The 18,351-nt window shown below is 27.6% G+C and carries 17 protein-coding genes; 8 read left to right on the top strand and 9 right to left on the bottom strand.

Features of this window, described 5'->3' with window-relative positions; translation table 11 throughout:
- The first annotated feature begins 16 nt into the window (after positions 1–16).
- From ftsY to HNP68_RS03875, 5 genes are read left to right on the top strand one after another with little or no spacing between them, the layout of a single operon-like run.
- The gene (gene ftsY / locus HNP68_RS03895) at positions 17–862 is read left to right on the top strand and encodes a signal recognition particle-docking protein FtsY (RefSeq protein WP_183220655.1); all 846 of its coding nucleotides are present in this window, start codon (positions 17–19) and stop codon (positions 860–862) included.
- A complete protein-coding gene (locus tag HNP68_RS03890) occupies positions 859–1,887 on the top strand; it encodes a hypothetical protein (RefSeq protein WP_183220653.1) in 1,029 nt (342 codons plus the stop codon). The genes ftsY and HNP68_RS03890 overlap by 4 nt, the downstream gene beginning before the upstream one ends.
- Positions 1,888–3,141 carry an ABC transporter permease gene (locus HNP68_RS03885; protein ID WP_183220651.1) on the top strand — a complete coding sequence of 418 codons (1,254 nt, stop codon included), beginning with the start codon at positions 1,888–1,890 and terminating at the stop codon, positions 3,139–3,141.
- A gap of 1 nt (position 3,142) precedes the next feature.
- Positions 3,143–3,823: an ABC transporter ATP-binding protein gene (locus HNP68_RS03880; RefSeq protein ID WP_183220649.1), complete on the top strand. Its 681-nt coding sequence runs from the start codon at positions 3,143–3,145 to the stop codon at positions 3,821–3,823.
- Positions 3,820–5,073: an ABC transporter permease gene (locus HNP68_RS03875; RefSeq protein ID WP_419095428.1), complete on the top strand. Its 1,254-nt coding sequence runs from the start codon at positions 3,820–3,822 to the stop codon at positions 5,071–5,073. The genes HNP68_RS03880 and HNP68_RS03875 overlap by 4 nt, the downstream gene beginning before the upstream one ends.
- Before the next feature lie 10 nt (positions 5,074–5,083).
- On the opposite strand, the gene HNP68_RS03870 is transcribed toward HNP68_RS03875, so the two are convergent.
- On the bottom strand, positions 5,084–6,382 hold the full coding sequence (locus HNP68_RS03870) for a hypothetical protein (RefSeq protein WP_183220828.1): 1,299 nt from the start codon (positions 6,380–6,382) through the stop codon (positions 5,084–5,086).
- A complete protein-coding gene (locus tag HNP68_RS03865; protein ID WP_040351356.1) occupies positions 6,372–6,692 on the bottom strand; it encodes a hypothetical protein in 321 nt (106 codons plus the stop codon). Before HNP68_RS03865 ends, HNP68_RS03870 begins: the two co-directional genes overlap by 11 nt.
- A 178-nt stretch (positions 6,693–6,870) precedes the next feature.
- On the opposite strand from HNP68_RS03865, the gene HNP68_RS03860 reads away from it, so the two are divergent.
- From HNP68_RS03860 to HNP68_RS03850, 3 genes are read left to right on the top strand one after another with little or no spacing between them, the layout of a single operon-like run.
- Positions 6,871–8,139 (top strand): cysteine desulfurase, encoded by a 1,269-nt coding sequence (locus tag HNP68_RS03860; protein ID WP_183220647.1) that lies wholly within the window; start codon positions 6,871–6,873, stop codon positions 8,137–8,139.
- 58 nt (positions 8,140–8,197) lie between these two features.
- Positions 8,198–8,626 carry an iron-sulfur cluster assembly scaffold protein gene (locus HNP68_RS03855; protein ID WP_183220645.1) on the top strand — a complete coding sequence of 143 codons (429 nt, stop codon included), beginning with the start codon at positions 8,198–8,200 and terminating at the stop codon, positions 8,624–8,626.
- Positions 8,623–10,158, top strand: a complete 1,536-nt coding sequence (locus tag HNP68_RS03850) for a YifB family Mg chelatase-like AAA ATPase (RefSeq protein ID WP_183220643.1) — start codon at positions 8,623–8,625, stop codon at positions 10,156–10,158. Before HNP68_RS03855 ends, HNP68_RS03850 begins: the two co-directional genes overlap by 4 nt.
- Before the next feature lie 29 nt (positions 10,159–10,187).
- Here HNP68_RS03850 and HNP68_RS03845 read toward each other — a convergent pair whose 3' ends face one another.
- From HNP68_RS03845 to HNP68_RS03815, 7 genes are all read right to left on the bottom strand, one after another.
- Positions 10,188–11,138, bottom strand: coding sequence for an L-lactate dehydrogenase (locus tag HNP68_RS03845; protein WP_183220641.1), 951 nt, complete (start codon positions 11,136–11,138; stop codon positions 10,188–10,190).
- Positions 11,139–11,258: 120 nt separating this feature from the next.
- The gene (gene lepA / locus HNP68_RS03840; RefSeq protein WP_183220827.1) at positions 11,259–13,058 is read right to left on the bottom strand and encodes a translation elongation factor 4; all 1,800 of its coding nucleotides are present in this window, start codon (positions 13,056–13,058) and stop codon (positions 11,259–11,261) included.
- 40 nt (positions 13,059–13,098) lie between these two features.
- Positions 13,099–14,070 (bottom strand): hypothetical protein, encoded by a 972-nt coding sequence (locus tag HNP68_RS03835; protein ID WP_183220639.1) that lies wholly within the window; start codon positions 14,068–14,070, stop codon positions 13,099–13,101.
- 70 nt (positions 14,071–14,140) lie between these two features.
- Complete coding sequence (locus HNP68_RS03830; RefSeq protein WP_183220637.1) at positions 14,141–14,575, bottom strand: V-type ATP synthase subunit K; 435 nt, start codon at positions 14,573–14,575, stop codon at positions 14,141–14,143.
- A 17-nt stretch (positions 14,576–14,592) separates the two neighbouring features.
- Entirely contained in the window at positions 14,593–16,419 is a 1,827-nt protein-coding gene (locus tag HNP68_RS03825; RefSeq protein WP_183220635.1) for a V-type ATP synthase subunit I, read from the bottom strand.
- Between the two features lie 10 nt (positions 16,420–16,429).
- On the bottom strand, positions 16,430–17,026 hold the full coding sequence (locus HNP68_RS03820) for a V-type ATP synthase subunit D (protein WP_183220633.1): 597 nt from the start codon (positions 17,024–17,026) through the stop codon (positions 16,430–16,432).
- Between the two features lie 2 nt (positions 17,027–17,028).
- On the bottom strand, positions 17,029–18,333 hold the full coding sequence (locus HNP68_RS03815; RefSeq protein ID WP_183220631.1) for a V-type ATP synthase subunit B: 1,305 nt from the start codon (positions 18,331–18,333) through the stop codon (positions 17,029–17,031).
- Positions 18,334–18,351 lie beyond the last annotated feature (18 nt).

The raw sequence follows: 18,351 nt of genomic DNA, 5'->3' as shown, positions 1-18,351 counted from the left end.
CTAGGAGAACAAACTTTTGGGCATTTTAGAAAAAATAAAAAATTTATTTAAAAGTAATCAACAAGAAAATGTTATTGAAAATTTAGAAGACATTCTATTAGAATCAGACATCAATAATGAAATTGTAATAGAAATAATAAGCAAATTAACAAAAGAAAAAAATAAAACCGAAAAAACTATTATTGAAAAACTAAAAGAACTTTTAAGCAATTATATTAACACAAAAAAATTCACTCTAGAAAATAACAAATTAAACATTTTGTTAATAGTTGGCATAAATGGAATTGGGAAAACATCAAGCATAGCAAAACTTGCAAATAAATTAAAAAATGAAGGCAAAAATATATTAATATCAGCTGCTGATACATTCAGAGCAGCTGCAATTGAACAAATGAAAATTTATGGAAAACAAATCGGAATCAGAATAATATCCCAAAACCAAGGAAGCGATCCATCAGCTGTCATATTCGATAGCATATCAAGCGCTAAACTTAAAAATTACGATGCACTAATTATTGACACAGCTGGAAGATTGCAAAATAAAGAAAATTTAATAAAAGAACTTCAAAAAATAAACAATGTAATATTAAAGCAAATAAAAAACACCAACATCAATTATCAAAAAATACTTGTAATCGATTCTACTATTGGGAAAAATACAAACAGTCAAGCAGAAATTTTTAATAACGCAATAGAAATAGACGGAATAATAATCACTAAACTTGATTCATCCTCCAGAGCAGGTGCACTAATCAATATTTCAAAAATTCTTGAAAAGCCTATATACTTTACTACATTTGGAGAAAAACTAGAAGACATTAAAGAATTTGATATCAATGAATATCTTAATAAATTACTATGAAAAAAAAACAATTACTACTTCTTTTATTTATACCACAAATTATTTATGCAAAAAGCTATTTTGCATCTGATGCATTTTTCAATAAATACCAAAAATTAAGCGAAAAACCAAAAACGGGGTTTTACATTGAGTATTATTCTACTCCTGATACCGAAAAACTCTACTTATATAAAGAAACTGATTTAATCAAATACAAGACAATTCAAATCATAGAAAACATAAGAAAAATTACATATTACGATACAAAAGATATAAAAAGAAAAGAAGAGGTTTACGACAATTCATATAACAAAATACAAGAAATTGAATATGATAACAAAGGAAAAATTCTTGAAACAGCAAATTACTTTTATGAAAACGACAACTTAATATACAAAAACTTAAAAACAATAAACCAAAAACCAAAATTAATATATTATTCTAAAGACGAAAATGGTAAATTACTAAAAATAACAGGATCAAATTTTCAAATTTGGAACTATGGGATTAATGGCGACATAAAATCTACATATTTTGACATCAAAAAATCAACAACAAAAGTAATAAAATATGGTGACAAAAAAAGAAATTCAAACAGTATAATAATTGTTAATAATAAAATAAAATCCAAAGAAAAAACCCAATATCTAGATGAACAAAAAACAGTAAATATCTTTGAAGAAGAAAATACAAAAATCATATCTACCTATCAAGAAAACAATATAATTAAAGAAGAAACATATAAGAATAATGAACTTATAAAAACAAATGATTTTCAATACAATTCATCTGATATGATAATTTTTCAAAATACTAAAGAAAAGGATAAAGACCAATACACCAATACTAAAATTGAATACGAATACAACCAAGACAACCAATTAAAAAGCAAAAAAATTTATGAAAACGATATAATTTATCTAAAAACCGAATACCACAATGATAATGAATATGAAGAAGAAATTTACTACAATAAAAAACCCGCTCTTAGAGTAAAACACAAAAATGGAAAAGTCATCGAAGAAAAACCAATAGGGACAAATTAAATGAATATAAGAAATTTTTTGCTTAAAAAATTAATACTAGAAGAAAAAAATAGCCTAGCCCTAACAATTGTAATAATATTAAGTATTGCCTTAGGTGAAATAATAATTATCCTAACAATATCAATCATGAATGGTTTTCAAAATGACTTTTTTCTTAGCATTACAAATGTAGAAAGTGGAAATTTAAAAATAGAAAACGAACTTACCCAAGAAGAAATCGAAAAAATTAAAAATATTGAAGGAATAAAACATATAAATAAAATATACGAAACGCAAGGCATTGGGATTCAAAATTATTACTATCCCACTATTTTAAATATCCTTGCAGTTGATATTACAGACCTCAAGAAAGATCAAAATTTTATTTCATTTACAGGACTTGAAAAAGCCGAATTGGATCTCAAAAACAATGAGATCATTATTGGAAATATACTCTCCTACAATTTCAACTTATTAGAAAATGACACCCTAGAATTAATAATAACCGATGAAATAAAAAACATTATTTCATTAAAAAATGATATAAAAAAATTTAAAATAAAATCAATTTTCAAAAGTAATTATGCAAAAATAAATGAAACTTTAATTTTTATGAATATAGACTATTTTATTAAAAATAAACTTTTACATAATTCTAGCATTAATTACCAAATAAAAACAAAAAATTTAAATCCAAGTAACAAATTAATTACAAAGATCAAAAACATTAATCCAAAAATTAAAGTAAAAACTTGGAATGAATACAATAAAGAATTCTATAAAGCATTGAAAATAGAACGAAATACAATGTTAATTATCTTAACAAGTATTTTCATTGTTATTGCCGTTAATGCATATTATCTACAAAAAAGAATAATAATAAATAAAAATAAAGCTATTTTAATACTATTAGCTATGGGACTTAGAATAAAAAAAATAAAACAAATTTTTTTTATTCACTCGGTAATAATCTGCACTATAGGGGGGCTTCTTGGCTTGATATTAGGAATTTCAATTTCCTTAAATATAAATGAAATTTTAAAAATAATTGACAATCTGGTAAACACTTTAATAAATTTTTTAAATCAAATATTGGCCTTAGAAATAGATGGTATTAAAATACAAATAGTAAAAAATATAATTACCCCTAAATTATTTTTAAGCGATTTAGCATTTACTTTCTGCTTTGCATGCTTTTCCACAACATATTCAAGCATGAAAGCAACAAAAAAAATTGGAAATCAAAAAAACATTGAAACTATAAATGGATCGTAAAATGGGAAATATATTAATTATAAAAAATCTTTGCAAAGCATACAAAAAAAATAAAACAACAATTCAAGTAATAGAAAACTTAAACTTAACTGTAACAAAAGGTGAATTTATTTCAATTCAAGGAAAAAGTGGTTGCGGGAAATCAACTCTTTTTAATATGATTTCAGGAATTGATAAAATAGATTCTGGAGAGATAATATCGTGTGGAATATCTTTGAAAAATGCAAATGAAAAAATATTAAGTTTATATAAAAACAGACAAATAGGCTTAGTATTTCAAAACTATAATTTAATAAATGAATTCAGTGTAATTGAAAATATAATTTTACCCAAAATTATCTCAGGTCAAGAAACAAAAGAAACAATAAATAAAAAAGCTTTAGATTTAATGAAAATACTAAAAATAGAAAACAGAGCAAACCATTACCCTTCAGAACTCTCAGGAGGCGAATCACAAAGGGTTGCTATTGCTAGAGCGTTAATCAATGAACCTAACATAATCTTGTGTGATGAGCCTACAGGGAATTTAGACTTAAGCACAGCTAAAACTGTAGAAAATTTACTTATAAATACAGCAAAGAATTTTAAAAAAACATTAATACTAGTTAGTCATAACCCCAAATTTGCAAACAAGGCGGATTCAAAATATGAATTCAAAGATAGGACATTAAAAAAACTATGATGCTTCTAAAACTAACAAAATTTACAAAAATTGCTTATACAATTTTTAAAAATTCAACAAATAAAATAGCTTTAATAGGTTCTGGAATATCATTAAGCTTAGTTATGATCCCATTAATTATTGTCTACTATATGTCTAGCAATATTATGACTTCTACTATTAATAAATATATTGAAAGCGAAGGATTTTCTATACAAATAGAATACAACGATACAAATAAAACTAATTACCTAAAAGACAGGTTAAACTCATTTAAAAAAAAATATAATTATAAAGATTTAAATTATTTTTTTGAAAAAAGAACTTATGGAATTATTGGAAATAATAAAAAACAAGGTGTATTAATAAGAGCAATAGAAAACGAATTCATATTGGAAAACAAATCAATAAAATTAATAAAAGGAACTAAAAATTTAAAAAAGGATTCTATACTCATTTCAAATCAAATAAAAAATAAACTTAATTTAAATCTCAATGAAAAAATTGAGATTTTGATTCCAAATACAAAAAACACTAAAATAATGCCCAGAATAAAAAAGTTTAATATCTCAGGAATAATTGAAACCGGGCTAAAAGATATTGATAATAATTTGGTGTTAATTTCTTTTGAAAATGAAAATTTAATGTCAAAAAAGTTTTCAAAAAGCATAATTGGACTTAAAACAAAACCCAATTCCATAAAAACCAATGAAATTTTGAAACAGAATTTAGAAATTGAATTTCAAGAATTTCAAACAAAAACATTCTATGAACTTTACTTAAATAAATATAATAATCTGGATATAAGTAAAAAACTTTTAATATTCATTATGGCTTTGATTATAATATTTGCCAGCATCAATATGTCTTCGTCTCTTTCAATGCTTATTTTTGAAAATAAAAAGAAAATTGCAATACTAAAATCAATTGGAATGAATAATTTAAGCATAAAAATAATATTTCTTTTGATATCGCTCACATTAAGTGCCACCTTTTGTGGAATTGGAATAATAATTGGAAATTATTTAATACTTAAAATATCTTATTTAATAAACTTTGTTGACAATATTTTAAACCTATTTTTAAAAATATTTGGAGAAGAAAATTCTGAAATATTAAACTCAGAATACTACGTATCAGAATTTCAAATAAATTTAAACATGAACTTTAACTTAATACTTCTTAGCTTATATATGTTAATAACCATTCTAACCACACTGATTCCGCTTAGTATTATTTCAAATTTAAAAGAAAAAGAAATTTTAAGATAGTTTAAAGCTCTTATTTAATCAGAACATTATGAATTTTAATAAATGAAAAATCCTTTTCAATAGTAGGATAAATCTCATTTGGAAAAATCGTACTAATTGTGAAACTCTGTTTAGATTTAGATTTTAAAAAAGAATTCGCAGAAGAGATTAATTTACGTCTCAAAGATCTAATAATTTTATCTTCCTTATCAATATAACTAATTTCAATCTCCAAATTTTTAATAACATCTTTTGAAGAATTGAAAACTTCTATCACAGTATTCGCCTTACAAATCCCAAAAGATTCTTTAAAATAACTTCCAATATATTTAAATTTTAATATAAAAGAATCTGAGTCAAGATTTACACCAATTTTATCATCAACATTCTCAAAAAAATCAATCTCAATAATATCTAATACTATTTTTTTAGGATTAACATCAATAGCTCTTGGTATGCTTGATATAACATCAATTGGAATATAAACATTTTTACCCCATTTTGGAGCAAAATCACTTTCTTTGTCAAAAACCTGGCTAAACACAGATTTGCCAAGATCATCATAAACTGTAACTCTATAAGAAATCTTTTTAACAGGATGCATTGTTGAAACAACCCCCGCTTTAAGCTGATACAAATGAGCATCTTCAAATACTAAAACTTTAGCATCCTCTATTTCTATGTAATATAAGTCTTTGGGATATGAAATAAGATTGACAGCTTCAACTACTAAATCGGCAGCCATAGTAATAGGAGGAAGACCTTGTAATGTAAAAGAAGGGGTGAACTTTTCTTTTAAAGCCATTTTACCATTCTCATTTAAACCAATAAAACTCTGAAAAGATCTGTAAGTAATCAAAGAAATAAAAAATATCAAAATAGAACTCAAAGCTAATATTAATATTCTGTTCTTGGATTTCTTAAATTCATAATAGTTGATTAAATCTAAATCGTTTCTTATTCCAAATTCTTTTGCTTGTAAACTCACATGAATCATTTTTTTTTTAGATTCTTTAGTATTTACCTTATCAGCAATCTCTTTAAAAAGAAAAAAAAATAAACTAAACATTGATTTATCGTGAAGAGAATAAAAATAGATAGATTCAAGCTCTCTAAAAGCAACATCTACCCTACCCATATCAAAAAATCTTTTGACTCGAGCATAAGATCTTTTAAAATGAAGTCCCATGTTTTCAATATCATTATCAGAAATACCTGATATTTCAATAATATTTTTAATACTCTTTTTGCTTAAAATTTTATTTCTATACTTCCTAAGTTTTGATAAATAAACCTTAATTCTATCTTCAGATGTTTTACTATTCATTATCTTCTAATTCATCAACTTTTTTTAAAAGCCAATAAGCAATATTTCTGGCAGTAGTCTTTGTAATAGAAATTCCTATAAAAGAGTTAATTAATACTATTTTTCCCTCTTCTCCACGTTTTAATTCTTTTGAAGCCTCTTCTAAAACACCTTCTTTGGTTTTTGTGTAAGCAATCTCTTCAGAAATCTCTGTAGACTCGAAAACAAGATCACAAAAAATCTCTCCCGTGCTAGTTACATTCCCATAAATATTGTTAACAGGAACCAATTTATAATCTTCAACTTTTTCAAACCTATAAATTACTTCTTTCATATAAACGAGTATATCATAATCAAAAAACATAGCCAATAAACAAAATTCATACAAAAATAAATTACAATTTTAAAAAAATGATTATTAATTAATAATCATTTTAAATTTTTTTGTGAAATAAAAAATAATGATATAATTATTAAAGCTAAAAATTAAAACAAAGGAACTTGTAAGGATTATGGACTTTAAACAAATACAAAGCAACGCTGAAAAGGTTAAGCTTTTAAGAAAAGATTTTCCTATTTTAAATAAAAAGTTTAACAACAAACATATAATTTATTTTGACAACGCAGCAACCTCTCAAAAACCTAAAAAAGTAATTTACTCTAGCATAGAATATTATGAAAATTATAACGCAAATGTACATAGAAGCGGTCACAAATTTGCAATTCAATCTAGCATAACAATAGAAAAAACAAGAGAACTTGTAAAAAATTTTATTAATGCAGAATCTGCAAAAAATATAATATTTAACTCTGGAACTACAGATGGAATTAACACCATCGCAAACTCATTTTTTTACTCAAAATACTTTAAAAAAAAAGATGAGATTATTCTTACAACTCTTGAACATAATAGTAATTTGCTGCCATGGGCAAATCTTGCAAAATTATCTAATCTAACAATTAAGTTTGCTAAATTCAATGAAATGGGAATTATTACCCCCGAAGAAATTGAAAAACTTATTACAGAAAAAACAAAACTCATCAGTATTTCAGGAATAAACAATACTTTGGGAACCATTAATGATTTAGAATCTATTGGGAAAATCGCAAAAAAATACAATATAAGTCTTTTTATAGATGCTGCACAAATGGCGCCTCATATAAAAATAGATGTTAAAAAAATTGGCTGTGACTTTTTGGTATTTTCTGGACATAAAATGCTTGCCCCAACAGGAATAGGAATTTTATATATTTCAAATAATATGGCTGAAAAGCTTAATAGCTCAAAATTAGGAGGAAATACTGTAGAAGAAATTTTTATAGAAAATAAAAAAATTAAATTTAAATCATTCGATGCTCCTAATAAATTTGAATCGGGAACCCCAAATATTGCAGGAATTATAGGACTTAAAGAAGCAATAAAATATATCAATAATATTTCTATGGATTTTATTTTAGAACATGATCAGCAATTAATCGAATATGGCGTAAAAAAATTACAAGAACTTGATGAAGTCGAGTTTTTATTAAATACAAATCTTAAAAGAAATTCAATAATATCATTTACAGTAAAAAATATTCATTCACACGATATTGAAACCTATTTAGATACAATGGGAATAGCAACTAGAGCCGGAAAAACTTGCTCCTATGTAGCATTTTTTCCAGAAAATTTAAATAAAAAGCATCTTTTAAGAGCTAGCTTTTATTTTTACAATACACAAGAAGAAATTGATATTTTCATATTGGGGTTAAAAAAAGTAATAAAAGAGCTTTCATAAAATTTTCATAATATCTTTTATTATTGATTTAATAAATCAAAGAAAATAAAATTAAATTATGATCGCTGAAGAAACTAAAAAAAAACTAATAAAGCTTAGTAAAGTAAATACTTACATAATAAATGAAGCAGAAACAATCCAAAAATTCAAACATCAATCTAAATGTGGGGATCAAATTTTATTCCAAACAATAGAAGCAAATAACGAAAAATTTAATTTTAAACATCATGCATCTGGATGTATGATTTTACTTGCAAGCGCCAACGCTTTAAACAAATTGTGCAATAATAAACCAAAACCAGAAATCCTAAACTTAGTGCAAAAAGTGATAAACGGTGATTTTACAAATTTAGACGAAATTGATGTAAGTTTAAACATTTTTAACACATTTACAAATACAAATAGAAAAGATTGTTTTTTATTGCCATACAAATCATTAAAAGATAGTTTGGAAAACTACAAACCTTCAAGGAGAATTATTAGATGAAAATCTATTCACACTCATCAATCGGATATGAAGGAGAACTAATTGAGATTGAAATAGATATTAAAAAAGGAATTTCTGGAATTGATATTGTAGGGCTTGCTGGAAGCGAAATTAAAGAATCAAGAGAAAGAGTAAAATCAGCTATCAAGAATTCAAATTTTCATTTTCTCAAAGATAGAATATTAATAAATCTTGCACCAGCTGGAATTAAGAAACTTGGAACAGCTTTTGACCTTTCGATTGCTATTAGCATTATTAAAATCCAAGAAAGCAAAAATAATGAAAATTTAGAAATCTTAGTATTGGGAGAATTACAATTAGATGGCAAAATAAGATCAATAAAAGCAGTTTTACCAGCTATTGCTCTTGCCAAAGAAAAAGAAATAAAATTTGCAATAGTTCCCTTTGAAAATTTAGAAGAAGCTCGCCTAATAAACGGTTTGAATATTTGGGGTGTTAAAGATTTAAAAGAAAGTATAAAAATAATAGAACAATTAAACGACAATATACTTCCTCCAATAACAAATATTAAACCACAGCCAAAAATAAAACAAGATTGTATCTTAGATTATGATTTTAAAAATATAAAAGGACAACAAAGAGCAAAAAGAGCAATTGAAATAGCAATTGCCGGGGGACATAACATAATGTTATTTGGTCCACCTGGAAGCGGTAAAACAATTAGTATTAAGTGCGCTCAATCTATTCTACCTCCACTTACAAACAAAGAGCTGATAGAAACAAATAGAATATGGTCAATATCGGGAAAATTAATCGACAGAAAAATAATAAAACAAAGACCTTTTAGGAATCCTCACCACACTGCTAGTAAAGAAGGAATAATTGGGGGAGGTCCAAATCCTTTACCTGGAGAAGTGTCTCTTGCCCATAATGGAATATTATTTCTAGATGAAGCTTTGGAATTTAAAAAATCAATCTTACAATCTTTACGTGAACCCATTGAAGACAAATCAATTTCAATCTCAAGAGCAAGTTCCAAGTTATTCAAATACCCAGCCAATTTTCAACTAATGCTTGCAATGAATCTTTGCCCTTGTGGAAATCTTGGCAAAAAAAATACTGATTGTTTCTGTTCACAACAAGAAATTTCAAATTATTGGAAAAAACTTGGAGCTGCAATGCTTGATAGAATTGACATTAGAGTCCCAACAAGAGCAATTAATAATGAAAAATTACTCAGCGAAACAAGCGAAAGTTCAAGCGAAATAAAAAAAAGAATAATAAAAGCAAGAAACATTCAAAATACAAGATACGAAAATTTTACAAACATAAATAAAAACTCTGATCTTAATTCCAATCACATTGAAAAATTTTGTGAATTAAATGCAATCTTAAAAAATGACTTAATTTACATTCTAAACAAACTCAACATATCTTCAAGAGCAACACATTCAATACTAAAAATTGCAAGAACAATCTCTGATTTAAAGGAAGAAAAAAATATTTCAAGAGAAGCCTTACTTGAAGCAATTGAACATAGAAAAAACGGAGAAAATATGCTTGAAAAATAAAAACCCCTAAAATATTCGGGGTCTTAAAACTAAAATTCTATTTTATTAATATAATTTTTAAGCTGATTAGCAGAATTATTAAACTTCTCAAGCTCTTTAGGGCTTATCTTAAAGTTTAAAACTTCTTTAACTCCTTCTTTACAAACTATAGCTGGTGCTCCAATGTAAATATCTTTAATTAATCCCCCATACTGACCATTAATATAAGAAGATATTGGCAGAATAATATTCTGATCACCAATTATTGCATTTACAATATTCTTAATACCAAGTCCAATAGCATAATAGGTTGCTCCCTTGAATTTAATCACCTCATAAGCAGCATTCACAACCTTTTTATGAATTTCATCAAGCTCCTGATCAGTTATTTTGCCTTCAGAAAGGTATTCTGATAAAGGTTTCATTGCTATTTTTGTTTCATCCCAAGTAGCAAAAGAACTATCACCATGCTCACCCATAATATATGAATGTATATTTTGAGTGTTCACATTAAAACGATCACTTAAAAAATACCTAAGTCTTGAAGTATCAAGAATAGTACCAGTACCAATAACCTTATGAATAGGAAATTTCGAATATTTCATTGTAACATAAGTCATAATGTCTACAGGATTACTTGCAATGACAAAAATACCATCAAACCCACTAGCCACAACATTAGTTACAATATCTTTAAAAATTTTAGAATTTTTATCAACCAAATCAAGCCTTGTTTCACCAGGTTTTTGATTAAGTCCTGCTGTAATTACAACAATATCTGCGTTAACACAATCTTTGTAAGACCCAAACAATACATTAATATTCTTCTTTAAAAACATTTGGCCATGATTAAGGTCCATAACCTCACCTTTTGCTTTATTTTCATTAACATCAATAATTACAAGTTCATGTACAAGAGAATTGTCTATTGTCAACGCATAAGCAAAGCTTGAACCCACCCCACCAGCTCCAATAAGAACAACTTTATTAGATTTAAGCATAACGCTACTCCATATTAATTTAAACTACATGCAACTAATTTTAAATAACCAATGATAAAAATATTTTATCGCATTTCTAAGAGCTTTGCCAATAAAAGTTTTTAAAAATTTAAAACACATTTAATTATCATTAGATTTCAGAACTGCAAGAAAAGCACTTTGTGGTATCTCAACATTTCCTACCATTTTCATTCTCTTTTTACCTTCTTTCTGCTTTTCCAAAAGTTTTCGCTTACGAGTAATATCACCACCATAACACTTGGCAGTAACATCTTTTCTAACAGGAGATATTGTCTCTCGAGCAATAACATTAGAACCAATAGCACCTTGAATAGCTATTTTAAATTGTTGTCTTGCTATTTCGTCTTTCAATTTTTTACAAATTCCAATAGCTTTGGCTCTTGCACTATCTTTAAAAACCAATTGAGAGAGTGCATCAACCCTATCTCCATTGACTAATATATCTAATCTTACTAAATCTGTATATTCATAATCTAAAAGTTCATAATCAAAAGAAGCATATCCACGACTTACAGATTTAATCTTATCATAAAAATCAAAAAGGATTTCAGAAAGAGGCATTTTATAAATAAGCTCAACACGCTTAGTATCAAGATAAATTAAGTTTGTCTGCACTCCTCTTTTCAATAAACACACACTCATAATATTTCCTAAAAATTCTGTAGGAACAATAATATTAGCCCTAATATAAGGTTCAAGAACACTTTCAATAGCCTCATTTCCAGGAAATTGTTCGGGACTTTCAATAAAATAAGATTCTCCCTTTTTAGGAATTATTTTGTACCTAACAGAAGGAGAAGTCAATATCACATTTAAATCAAATTCACGCTCAATGCGTTCTTGAATAACCTCTAAATGTAAAAGCCCAAGAAATCCACACTTAAAACCATGCCCAAGAGCCGCCGATGAATCTTTTTCAAATGTTAACGACGCATCATTAAGCTTTAATCTATCCATTGCCTTTAAAAGATCGTCATATTGATTAGCATCAACAGGATATACAGAAGAAAACACTACAGGCTTAACTTCTTTAAATCCCTCAAGGGGAGATAATGCAGGCCAATCGCAAAGAGTTACCGTATCTCCAATCTTCACATCTGATATATTTTTTATTCCTGCAATAAAATATCCAACATCTCCTACCTCTAGTCTATCTTTTCTTTCAAGTGATATTTTAAAAACTCCAATCTCCTCAATTAAATACTCACTATCAGTATGCATTAACCTAATCTTATCGCCAGTTTTTATTTGTCCTTCGAAAATCCTAAAGTGAACAATAACCCCTCTATAAGAATCATAATGTGAATCAAAAATTAATGCCCTTAATGGATCTTTAATATTTCCTCTAGGAGATGGAACATACTTACAAATAGCTTCAAGCAAGTCATCAATTCCTATTCCATTCTTAGCAGAAATCAAAATAGCAATTTCTTCATTTAATCCTAAATCATTTTTTATTTGCTTTTTTACAAAGTCAATATTAGCATTTGGAAGATCTATCTTATTAATAACAGGAATAATTTCTAAATCATGCTCAAAAGCCATATAAAAATTAGAAACTGTCTGAGCTTGTATTCCCTGACTTGCATCAATTAATAAAAGAGCACCTTCACAAGATGAAATTGCTCTTGATACTTCATAAGAAAAATCAACATGACCTGGGGTATCTACAAAATTTAATTCATAAAGATTGCCGTCATTACTTTTATAAGTAATTGTTACTGCCTGACTTTTTATTGTAATTCCTCTTTCTCGCTCAATATCCATACTGTCAAGCATTTGACTTTTAAAATCACGATCGGATATTATTTTAGCCTTTTGAATAAATCTATCGGCTAATGTTGATTTACCATGATCAATGTGTGCAATAATGCAAAAATTTTTCTTACGAATGCTAATACTTACTCCCCCCCTGAACCATAAATCAAGATTTAAAACTTTACCTTTTTTTAAATACAGAATTTTTAATTTGACTTCTTGATTTCATAATATAAGGAGAAAACCTTGGTGCAAGATCCACTACCAATTTCCAAGTATCTATTGCCCTAAATCTATAATTGCCATTAGAATATGCATAAGTAGCAACAGCAACATTATAAACTATTTCCCAAAAATCTGTAGATTCAAAAGCATTTTTTATTGCCTTATACTCATTAATTTTTTGAACAAAAGACCTTAAATTTTTAAACTGATACACAGGTTCATAATAACAAACATAATCATACATTCTTGTTAAAATCCCTACTGCAGCTATAAGCCCATGAGTAATTGAAAGTTCGTAAGCCTTTAAGCGTAAATAAGCTTTTGACAATAATTCATGAGTATCAATAACATTGTAATTCTTAAATCTGTAAAGATTAAAAGTAAAATCAATACCAAAAGCCCCTCTTACTTGTTTTAAATAAGAAGTCAAATAAAATGAAATATTAAATTTATTGTTTAATGTACTATTTTCGTTTTGAGCATAATCATGATAACTATAATAATCTTTTTTGGTTGAAAACTTATTTAATATTTCGTTCAAATAATCAATCATATCAACATAATTATTCTCAAGTTCAGCCATTTTGGCTAAAGAAAAAAGTATTTTTTTTTCAAAAGATCCATCTAGTAAATAATCTCTATCTTCAAAAGACTTATAAAGGTTTAATTTCTCAAGAACAGCATTGCCAGACATACCATAAGCTAGTGACAAATAATAACTAGCTTCAGGATATACACCTTTTCTAAGTAAGGCTTCCTGCAAATAATTAATAGCATGCGTAAGGTTAGACTTGCTAAACTCAGATTTAGAATAAAGAAATTGCCTACCTTTTTCAAGCAAAATCCAATACGGAAAATTTTTATTACTTACAGAATTCAAAGAAATAGAAAAAGACAAAACAAAAAACAATAAAACCCAATTTCTCATAATAATAAATATATTAAATTAACTCATAAATTACGAGAAAATTTAATATTAAAAGAAATAATAATCCAAATTAAACAAACTTGAATATCATTAAAAATACCATTACAAAAAGGGCAACAGATTCTATTAATCCTAAAACTAATAGGTATGTAGCAAATCCTTTCCCAGTTTCAGAAAAAGCATCACAAGCACCTGCTGCTGCTTTACCTTGAGCAAACCCAGAAACAGCAATTGCAAATCCACCACCAAGACCAGCTCCAAGTAGCAACCATGGATTTGTTTGCGTCATCACCTCATATAACGTGTTCATTAAAATATATCCATATATTATTTGGGTCAATGGTGCTGAAACAAAAACAATCAATAAAAATGGTGCAGGCTTCCCTTGCATATAGCATCTCTTCCATGCTCCAATAGCAGCACTACCTGCTGCTCCCATGCCCAACGCAGAACCTATTGCTGAGATTGTCAAAGCTGAATTAACTCCTATTAAACCTATATCCATAAGTACTCCTTTTTATTTTATTTTTTTATTTTTTTAAAAGGTTTATAAGCATATCCACTCCACTCTTGTCCTAAATGGTTTGAAAATTCAAGCATATTAAGCCTTACCCCATGAACAATTACTGAAAGCAAAGATAACATTATATTTAAAATATGACCAAAAAGTATAACAATAATTCCAACAACTATAAGACCAATATTAGAAGATTTTAACAAAGGCATTGACATAGCATTAAAACTTGCCGAGATTGAAAGTCCCGCAAGCCCAACTGCAAAAAGTCTAATATAAGATATTATATCTGCAAATCCTGACACGGTGGTTAAAAATTGCTCTATAATACCTCCAAAACTTTTCAATATACATTTAAAAAAATTTGAACCATCTTGCTTGCCAAAAACAAATACAAGCGCAATGCCAAAATATATTGTATTATAAACGGCATTATACATAGGAAATCGAAATTGACCAAGTATTAAATTCAAAACAAGATAATATAAGCCAACTATACTTATAAGCCAACCAATCTGTGCAATTGAATGAATATGGGGCTTTTCTTTTACTTGACTGAAAAAATTCCAAGCATGAGCCAATGAAATTTGCAAAACTCCTATTGAAAAACAGATAAAGATAATATTTTGCATACTATTTTTATCTGTCAAATAACTAACTTTAAACGAATTCAAAACAGGAAACATTTCAAGAATTAAAGGACTACCAAACCAAATCCCAGTCATAGAACCATAAAGTATCGATGATACACTAAGATAAAATATTAACCCATGAACTGGAGTTAAGGGCTTCCCTTTAAGAATAAAACTCAAGCTAAGCAAAATTCCTACCAAAAAAAATATCACTCCATAAGCCGCATCACCTATTATCATACCAAAAAACACAAAGAAAAATAACATAAAAATAAAACTTATATCCCTTTCTTTATACCCAGGAATTGTCTCTAAAATATTAAAAATAGGTGCGGCTAAATTGGCAATTCCTTTCCTTTTTATATAAGTTGGAATAATATCATTTTCTTCAGGATCTGCAAATTGTACTGCAAAACCTGCTTTTAAAATCGAACTTTTAAGAGATTCTTGACTTTCAGCTGGAACAAATCCCGTAATATAAGAAAAATCTTCAAAATCGGTTTGCATATCAGCTAAAACCTGCTCAAACTCTACAATTTGATCGTAATTTTTTATCTCATCTCTTAAAATATCAATATATTTATTAAAAAGAGAAATTTGGGTCAATTTTTGATCTAGAATCTCATCAACAACTTTCAACTTATTATTAATATAATCAAGATCAAAATTAAACTTAAATTCATCCGCAATTTCAATTTTTTGCTCAAACTCACCTACACTAACAAAATAAGAGGTGTTCTTTACATTTTTAACTAAAAACACACTAACATTAGGGTCTCTTAATAAATTTTTATATTCACTTTTTTGGATTTTAAAAAAGTTAATATAAATGTTGGATTCTTTCAATTTGTTAATACTTTCTAAAGAAAAATTTCCCCAAACGGAAATCAAATTCTTTTCATGTAGTAAAGATCGTTTAATATCTTGAAATTCTTTGATCTCATTGCCTAAATTGACTATGCTTTTTGCAATATCTAAAAAATTTCCATTAGAAGATTTCAAAGCCTTAACACCCCCATCTTCTTTGAGTAACGAAAAAGCTTGTATTAAAATTCGACGATTATCAATGCTTTTTTTTAAAGAATCTGAATTTTTATTACAAGAATTAATATGAACTGCTCCAAAATCTCTTAAAATCTCCAATGATTCCTTTTTATATTTTGATAATGTTAAAAGTAAAACTTTTTTCATTTTTACAATCATAAGCTTGTTCCTATTTTTTCTTCATCAAACTAGACTTAGCAATTTTACCTCTTACAACAGCTGCAGTTTGCTGATCTCCAAGATACACATTAATTTTTTTTATATTAGCCTTAGCTGTTGGTATCATAACTTTCTCAAATAAATTAACCCTCTGAGATGTTATTCTAAACTCTTTTAAAAGCAAATCAATCTGTTCTTTTAAAATTTTAAGCTCCACATCAATTTGAATCACAATTTTTAGAATTTCAATTCCCTTATCTACCCAATAAGGAGTATAAAGCAAGTCGTGCTTTATATTTTCATATTCAATATAATCAAATATAGGAATTGCAACTCCCGCAATATTTACAGACTTTTTGACCACTGTTTTTACTTGAATCCAACTTTCAAAAGGAAATTTTTCGCTAAAAAGAGAAATCCAATTAGAAATACTATCCTTAAGTTTTTGTTGTTCAAGATTTTTAATTCTGTAAGAATCTTCAATTTTAACAATTTCCATATAAAGCTGTTGCTTTTTAAGCTGCAAAGTAGGCAAATATCTCTTAAACATTTTAAGTTCATCTTTTTGCTTTTTAAGATCATTTTTGGTCAATTTAATTTTAGGCATAATCAATAGGACTCTTTCTTAGGCCAATATTTTTCAATAAGGTCTGTTTTTATTCCTGTTTCTTTTGGATTAAAACAACTAGCAAGAATATGCCAACCCAAATCTAAAGCCTCTTCTAAGGGAATATTAACAGATAAATCCATCATCTTACTTTCAAACATGTTGCTATACTTAAGTAATTTTTCATCCCACTTGGTCATATTAAATCCCATAGCCTTCTTTTCTACAGACTCTTTTGAAGATGCATAAAGTTTAATCATCGAATCCATTATAGTTCTATGATCGTCCCTAGTCTTACTATTTACCATTTGCTTAAGTCTTGAAAGCGACCCAAAAGGTTCTATTCTACCACCCTTTAAATAGTACTGACCTTCTGTTATATACCCAGTATTATCAGGAACAGGATGAGTAACATCATCACCCGGCATAGTTGTAACCGTAAGTATTGTAATTGACCCCGCACCTTCAAAATCAATAGCTTTCTCATAACGATATGCAAGCTGCGAATATAAATCTCCAGGATATCCTCTATTAGAAGGTACTTGTTCCATCGTGATAGATATTTCTTTCATTGCATCAGCAAAATTTGTCATGTCTGTAAGAAGCACTAAAACTTTTTTACCCTTTAGAGCAAACTTTTCAGCAACAGAAAGCGAAATATCAGGAACAGTTAAAGATTCAACAACAGAATCGTTAGCCGTATGAACAAAAAAAATCGCTCTACTTAAGGCGCCTCCTTTTTCTAAAGAATCTTTGAAAGTTAAATAATCATCATGCTTTAGTCCCATTCCACCGAGAATTATCAAATCAACCTCCGCTTGAAGTGCAATTCTCAAAAGAAGCTCATTATAAGGCTCTCCAGAAACAGAAAAGATTGGCAATTTTTGAGATTCAACAAGAGTGTTAAAAACATCTATCATTGGAAGTCCTGTCCTTATCATATTTCTAGGAACAATGCGTTTTGTAGGATTTGCAGATGGTCCTCCAATTTCAATCAAACTATCATCAAGAGAAGGCCCCCCATCTCTAGGATTTCCGGAACCATCAAAAATTCTACCCAACAAATTGTCAGAAAATGAAACTTGCATTGAATGCCCTAAAAACTTTATCTCATCTGACGTGGAAACACCTCTTGTACCTCCATAAACTTGAAGAGAAACTTTTTCTCGATCAAGTTTAATTACTTCGGCTAGAGAACTCGTATCTTTTGCTTTCACAATAGCAAGCTCACCGTACTTAATACCTTGAGCTGTAACAGTTATTACATTACCTGCTATAGACTCTATTTTACTATAGACTCTTTTCATATATATATTTCTCCAAAC

Source organism: Borreliella yangtzensis, from assembly GCF_014201775.1.
GTDB classification, from domain to species: Bacteria; Spirochaetota; Spirochaetia; order Borreliales; family Borreliaceae; genus Borreliella; species Borreliella yangtzensis.
Note: the sequence above shows the minus strand (reverse complement) of the source record. Positions and strands in the feature narration are given on the sequence as shown.

Coding starts and splice junctions, on each gene's coding strand:
- HNP68_RS03890 (WP_183220653.1), top strand. CDS start 859: ATGAAAAAAAAACAATTACTACTTCTTTTATTTATACCACAAATTATT.
- HNP68_RS03885 (WP_183220651.1), top strand. CDS start 1,888: ATGAATATAAGAAATTTTTTGCTTAAAAAATTAATACTAGAAGAAAAA.
- HNP68_RS03880 (WP_183220649.1), top strand. CDS start 3,143: ATGGGAAATATATTAATTATAAAAAATCTTTGCAAAGCATACAAAAAA.
- HNP68_RS03875 (WP_419095428.1), top strand. CDS start 3,820: ATGATGCTTCTAAAACTAACAAAATTTACAAAAATTGCTTATACAATT.
- HNP68_RS03865 (WP_040351356.1), bottom strand. CDS start 6,692: ATGAAAGAAGTAATTTATAGGTTTGAAAAAGTTGAAGATTATAAATTG.
- HNP68_RS03860 (WP_183220647.1), top strand. CDS start 6,871: ATGGACTTTAAACAAATACAAAGCAACGCTGAAAAGGTTAAGCTTTTA.
- HNP68_RS03855 (WP_183220645.1), top strand. CDS start 8,198: ATGATCGCTGAAGAAACTAAAAAAAAACTAATAAAGCTTAGTAAAGTA.
- HNP68_RS03850 (WP_183220643.1), top strand. CDS start 8,623: ATGAAAATCTATTCACACTCATCAATCGGATATGAAGGAGAACTAATT.
- HNP68_RS03845 (WP_183220641.1), bottom strand. CDS start 11,138: ATGCTTAAATCTAATAAAGTTGTTCTTATTGGAGCTGGTGGGGTGGGT.
- HNP68_RS03835 (WP_183220639.1), bottom strand. CDS start 14,070: ATGAGAAATTGGGTTTTATTGTTTTTTGTTTTGTCTTTTTCTATTTCT.
- HNP68_RS03830 (WP_183220637.1), bottom strand. CDS start 14,575: ATGGATATAGGTTTAATAGGAGTTAATTCAGCTTTGACAATCTCAGCA.
- HNP68_RS03825 (WP_183220635.1), bottom strand. CDS start 16,419: ATGATTGTAAAAATGAAAAAAGTTTTACTTTTAACATTATCAAAATAT.
- HNP68_RS03820 (WP_183220633.1), bottom strand. CDS start 17,026: ATGCCTAAAATTAAATTGACCAAAAATGATCTTAAAAAGCAAAAAGAT.
- HNP68_RS03815 (WP_183220631.1), bottom strand. CDS start 18,333: ATGAAAAGAGTCTATAGTAAAATAGAGTCTATAGCAGGTAATGTAATA.